General features: G+C 69.1%; 5 protein-coding genes. 1 reads left to right on the forward strand and 4 read right to left on the reverse strand.

Annotated elements, in window-relative coordinates; all coding sequences use genetic code 11:
* Positions 1–22: 22 nt before the first annotated feature.
* Positions 23–772, reverse strand: coding sequence for a Fic family protein (locus ACFSJG_RS27110; protein WP_378488343.1), 750 nt, complete (start codon positions 770–772; stop codon positions 23–25).
* Between the two features lie 58 nt (positions 773–830).
* On the reverse strand, positions 831–1,271 hold the full coding sequence (locus ACFSJG_RS27115; protein ID WP_378488344.1) for a VOC family protein: 441 nt from the start codon (positions 1,269–1,271) through the stop codon (positions 831–833).
* Between the two features lie 201 nt (positions 1,272–1,472).
* On the opposite strand from ACFSJG_RS27115, the gene acs reads away from it, so the two are divergent.
* Complete coding sequence (acs, locus tag ACFSJG_RS27120; RefSeq protein ID WP_378488345.1) at positions 1,473–3,416, forward strand: acetate--CoA ligase; 1,944 nt, start codon at positions 1,473–1,475, stop codon at positions 3,414–3,416.
* A gap of 48 nt (positions 3,417–3,464) precedes the next feature.
* Here the strand turns inward: acs and rocD are convergent, their stop codons facing one another.
* Positions 3,465–4,685 carry an ornithine--oxo-acid transaminase gene (gene rocD / locus ACFSJG_RS27125; protein ID WP_378488346.1) on the reverse strand — a complete coding sequence of 407 codons (1,221 nt, stop codon included), beginning with the start codon at positions 4,683–4,685 and terminating at the stop codon, positions 3,465–3,467.
* Entirely contained in the window at positions 4,682–5,545 is an 864-nt protein-coding gene (gene ddaH / locus ACFSJG_RS27130; protein ID WP_378488347.1) for a dimethylargininase, read from the reverse strand. The genes rocD and ddaH overlap by 4 nt, the downstream gene beginning before the upstream one ends.
* Positions 5,546–6,000: the final 455 nt, after the last annotated feature.

The following is a 6,000-nucleotide window of genomic DNA, read 5'->3' on the forward strand; positions in this document are numbered from 1 at the left end:
GCGTCGACCATACGGCGTGACGTCAGGGCGCCGCGGCCTCCGCGATGGAAAGCGCTTCCCTGGCACCGGCTTCGAGCGCTCCGCAGCACAACACGACCCAGCTGCCGACGCCCTGCGCCGTGCCCTCCGCGAACCCGGCCGCAGCATCCAGGTAGGCCTGGCGGCGCCGCAGCCAGCTCACCTCCGGCACCCCGAGGTTGTGGGGGTCCAGTCCGGTGGAGACCGCAACCAACCGGGAGGCCGCGCGCGCCACCACGCCGTCCCCGGAGCCGAACGGCGCCAAGGCCAGCAACTCGCCGTGCACCACCGCCGCCAGCACCGGCGCCGGGGCCTTTGTCCCGCCCGTCACCAACTGGGCGAGCAGATCGAGGCGCTCCGCCACTCCGGGCGCGGTCCGGGGCCGACCGAGATCCGCCTCGTCCTCCACCAGCCCCGCCGCCGCGAGCACGTGCAGCTTCGCCAACGCCTGCAGCGGCGCCCGCTGCCAGGTGGACACCGTGATGGGGAGCGCGTCGCCGTCGAGCGCCTGCGCGACCCGCAGCGCTCCGGTGAGCACCGGGTCCCCGGCAACGCCCGCCGCAGGCAGTTCGGTGCTGCCGCCGTCGATGGAGGCGGACGCCCGCGCCGCCCGAACCGAGGCCTCCGCCGCGGTCGTCGGCCAGCCACGCCGATTGGTCTTGTGTCGGTGCACCTCGCCCAGCGCATCGCGCGCGCGATCTGCTGCCTCACGCACGCCGGGCAACTCCACCAGGGCCTGGAGCGGATCATTCACAGCGGTCGACGCTACCCCTGCGACCCGCGCCACACGCAGTAGGCCTGGGGTCGGCGCTCTAGCCCTCGAACACAACCGTTCCGTCCGGCCGGACCACCAGACCCGGGTTGTGCACAACCTCCCAGCGGTAGCCGTCCGGGTCCGTGAAGTACCCGCTGTATCCGCCCCAGGACCTCCGGGCGCCGGGTACCAGCAGTGCCCCACCCGCCCGCACCGCGTCGGCGAGGGCGGCGTCGACCTCCGACTCGTCGGCAACGTTGTGCCCGAGCGTGACGGCCGCCCGACCCTGTGCACCGTCGGGCGGTGCCGTCGCCCCGGCTTCACCCGCCATCGCCTCGACCGACCACAACGCGAGAAGCACCCCGCCTCCGATCTGGAGGAAGGCCACCTCCCCGGGGACGTACAGTGCCGCGTCCCAGCCCAGGCCCTCGACATAGAAGCGGTGGGACCGCTCCACGTCGGCAACACCGAGCGTGACGACATTCACGTGCTGGCGCATTCGTCCAGCCAACCACAGGTGGGCCCGCATTTCGCCTGACCATTCGTCGTGCGGCGCCGCCATCGGTCGCGCCGAATCGACCGGCCGTCGCACGAAGCCGGGTTGCAGCGGGATGCAACGGTGCGCCTGCGATCGCATGTGACTACCCTCACAACTGCGCGAAGAACCGCATCACGACACCGAAACGAGGGTACGGCCGACATGACCAGCACCGCCGACACCAACGCCACCGAGCACGGGTCCGAGATCTACCCACCGAGCCCGGAGTTCGCCGCGGCGGCCAACGCCGGCCCGGAACTGCAGGCCGCCGCCGACGCGGACCGGCTCGCGTTCTGGGACACCCAGGCCAAGCGACTGGACTGGGCGACGCCATGGACGCAGGTCCTCGACTGGTCGGACGCCCCGGTGGCGAAGTGGTTCGTCGGCGGTTCGCTGAATGTCGCGTACAACTGCGTCGACCGGCACGTCGAGGCAGGCAACGGTGACCGCGTCGCCATCCACTTCGAGGGCGAGCCGGGCGACTCCCGCGCCCTGACCTACAACGACCTGCTCACCGAGGTCTCCAAGGCAGCTAACGCCTTCACCGACCTCGGCCTGGTCGCCGGCGACCGCGTCGCGATCTACATGCCGATGATCCCCGAGGCCATCGTCACGATGCTCGCCTGCGCCCGCCTCGGCCTGACGCACTCGGTGGTGTTCGCCGGCTTCTCCGCCACCGCCCTGCGCTCGCGCATCGACGACGCCGCCGCCAAACTGGTCGTCACCGTCGACGGGCAGTGGCGTCGCGGCCAGGCCGCCCCGCTCAAGCCCGCTGTCGACGAGGCGGTCGACGGCGCGGAATCGGTCGAGCACGTGCTGGTCGTCCAGCGCACCGGCATCGACGTCGACACCGTCGCAGGTCGGGACCTGTGGTGGCACGAGACCGTCGAGAAGGCATCCGATCAGCACACCGCGCAGCCCTTCGACGCCGAGCACCCGCTGTTCATCCTCTACACCTCCGGCACCACCGGTAAGCCGAAGGGCATCATCCACACCTCCGGCGGCTACCTCACCCAGGCCTCGTACACCCACCACAACGTCTTCGACCACAAGGCCGGCAAAGACGTCTACTGGTGCACCGCCGACATCGGCTGGGTCACCGGCCACTCCTACATCGTCTACGGGCCCCTCTCGAACGGCGTCACCCAGGTCGTCTACGAGGGCACCCCGAACTCCCCCACCGAACACCGCCACTTCGAGATCATCGAGAAGTACGGCGTCTCCATCTATTACACGGCGCCGACGCTGGTGCGGACGTTCATGAAGTGGGGACGGGAGATCCCCGACGCCCACGACCTGTCCTCGATCCGCCTGCTCGGCAGTGTGGGTGAGCCCATCAACCCCGAGGCGTGGCGCTGGTTCCGTGACGTCATCGGCGGCGGCACCGCCCCCATCGTCGACACCTGGTGGCAGACCGAGACCGGCGCCATCATGATCTCCCCGCTGCCCGGCATCACCGCCACCAAGCCCGGTTCCGCAATGGCTCCGCTGCCCGGCATCTCCGCGAAGATCGTCGACGACGAAGCCCGCCCGCTCGGTGCGGGTGGCAACGGCTACCTCGTCCTCGACGAGCCGTGGCCGTCGATGCTGCGCGGCATCTGGGGTGACATGGACCGCTACAAGGACACCTACTGGTCCCGGTACGCCGAGGAGGGCTGGTACTTCGCCGGCGACGGCGCCAAGTACGACGAGGACGGCGCCCTCTGGGTCCTCGGCCGCGTCGACGACGTCATGAACGTCTCCGGCCACCGCATCTCCACCAGCGAAGTCGAATCCGCACTCGTCGGACACCACTCGGTCGCCGAAGCCGCAGTCGTCGGCGCCGCAGACGAGACGACCGGTCAGGGCATCGTCGCGTTCGTCATCCTGCGTGAAGGCGCCGAGAACACCGGCGAGACCCTGATCGCGGAACTGCGGGCACAGGTCTCCACCGAGATCTCCCCCATCGCCAAGCCCCGGCAGATCACCGTCGTCCCCGAACTGCCGAAGACCCGCTCCGGCAAGATCATGCGACGCCTCCTGCGCGACATCGCAGAAGGACGCGACCTCGGCGACACTTCCACCCTCGTCGACCCCAAGGTCTTCGACGCCATCCGCGGGAAGTAGCGGGTAGCCGACGGCGGTCCCCCGATCCTCTCGGATCGGGGACCGCCGTCATTCGGACGACTGCAGGCTGTCCGCCAATTGCTCTACCGCCCAGGTGATCTCACGTCGCTCGATCACCAGCGGCGGCGCAAGTCGGATGGTTCCCTCGTGGGCATCTTTCGCAAGCACTCGCCTGCCCAGCAGGCGTTCGCACACGGTTCGGGCCGACGGACCACCCGCGGGCAGGTCGACACCCGCCCACAGTCCACGACCCCGAACCTCTCCCACACCCGGCAGTTCTGCGAGCAACGCGTGCAGGTGGGAACCCAGTTCCCGGCTTCGACTCTGGAACTCGCCGGATTCCACCATGCCGACAACCTCGGTGGCGACCGCACAGGCGAGCGGATTCCCACCGAACGTACTGCCGTGCTGCCCGGGACCGATCACACCCATCACCGACCAGTCGGCGGCGACGGCGGACACCGGAACGATGCCGCCGCCCAACGCCTTTCCGAGCACGTACACGTCCGGGACGACCTTCTCGTGGTCACAGGCGAACGTGTGGCCCGTCCGTCCGAGACCACTCTGGATCTCGTCGGCGATCATGAGCATTCCGTGCTCGTCGCACAGGGCCCTGATCGAGGCGAGGAAGCCGTCCGGGGGCACCCGCACTCCGGCCTCACCCTGTATCGGCTCCACGAGCACACCGACGGTGTTCGGGGTGATCGCGGCGGCAACCGCTGCGGCGTCCCCGTACGGCACTGTCCGGAAACCCGGCGGGAACGGCCCGAAACCGCCGCGTGCCTCGTCGTCGGTGGAGAAGCCCACGATTGCGATGGTCCGGCCGTGGAAGTTGTCGGCGAAGGTGATGATCTCCGCACTGTCGGGGGGGACCCCCTTGACGTCGTAGCCCCACTTCCGGGCCAGCTTGAGCGCCGTTTCGACGGCCTCCGCGCCGGTGTTCATCGGCAGCACCGCATCCTTGCGGCACAACCTACCGACGGCCTCACAGAAGTCCGCGAACACCGAGTGCTGAAATGCCCTGCTGGTGAGGGTGAGCCGCTCCAGTTGCCGTTGTGCGGCTGCAACCAGTCGGGGATGCCTGTGCCCGAAGTTCAGCGCGGAGTAGCCGGCGAGCATGTCCAGGTACTCGACGCCGTCGATTCCGCGGGCCCACACTCCGAACGCCGACTCGAGGACGACCGGAAGCGGGTCGTAGTTGTGGGCGCTGTGTTCGTCGGCGCGGGCCAGCTCCGCCGCGGTCAGCTCGGCGCCGGGTGGACGTGTCACGACAGGCCTCCCGGAGTCCAACCGGAGAGTTCCATTGTGCAACAGCGGATCCCGCCCCCCGATTTCGTGAACTCCGACATGTCCACCGGCACCGGGTTGTAGCCGCGTTCCCGCAGTCGGCCGGCCAGCGAGGTCGCCTGCGCACTGAGAACCACGTTGTGGCCGTCGCTGACCAGATTCAGCCCGAGCGACCGGGTGTCCTCCTCTGTCGCGACGACTGCGTCCGGGAACATCGACCGCAGCACCGCGACACTGCGCGGGTCGAACGCCTCCGGCAGGTAGGCGATGGTGCTGTCGTCGAGAACGCCGAGCGCCGTGTTGAGGTGGTAGTACCGGGGATCGACCAGTCGAAGGGTGACGACACGGAGTCCCAGGTGCACCCCGGCTTCGGTGTGGGCACGCTCGTCCGTCCGAAAACCGGTGCCGGCAAGGATCGTCCGCCCGGCGACGAGAAGGTCGCCTCCACCTTCGTTCACGTACCGCGGCCTGGTCGGACGACGGAACCCGTTGTCCTGGAACCAGCGAAGTACATGCTCGGCCTCGGGCCCGCGTTGCTCCGTCCGGTAGCGGGCTCCGAGTGCGACGCCGTCCACGACGAGCCCACTGTCGGTGACGAAGACCATGTCCGGCAGACCTGACACGGGATCGACGAGGTGGACTCGGTGGCCGAGACCGCGGAAGGTGTCGACGAGGGTCTGCCACTGCCGTTGCGCGAGTGACCGGTCCACCGCGACAGACGGATCCATCCACTCGTTGATGGAATAGACGACGTCGAAGTACGTCGGGGGGCACATCAGGTATTCACGTCCGGGCCGCGACGCACCCGGCTCAGCGGCTTCGGACCGCGACACCATCGTCATCTCGCACCCCCTCACGCGGGCAGTGAGGTCAGTATCCGCGCCCCCGTGCCGTCCCGCCACCGCACACGCCGAGGATGAGCGGCCGACCCGACGTCCCCAGTCAAGGGCCGCCAGCCCACACGCCGGTCCTCGATCGGCTGAAAGTGGCGTTCATGCGGTTGGAGGAGGTGAAGGTGACGTTCAGCCGAACCGACCGGTGGCCGCCGGCCGGAGTCACCCACCACCGACCTGAACCGCGGGCGATCCGGTGCGGTGCCGTGCTGCCGGCTGAACGTGCCGTTCATACGGGCGGACGAGACGAAAGTGGCGTTCAGCCGATCCGGCCGGCCGCGGCCTGCATGGGTGGGGCCGGAAACGCGAAAAAGCCCCGGAACCATCACTGGTTCCGGGGCTTCCCCTGATGTTATGTACGGCGGTGTCCTACTCTCCCACACCCTGTCGAGTGCAGTACCATC

This window comes from Rhodococcus gannanensis, assembly GCF_042681175.1.
GTDB classification, from domain to species: Bacteria; Actinomycetota; Actinomycetes; order Mycobacteriales; family Mycobacteriaceae; genus Rhodococcus_G; species Rhodococcus_G gannanensis.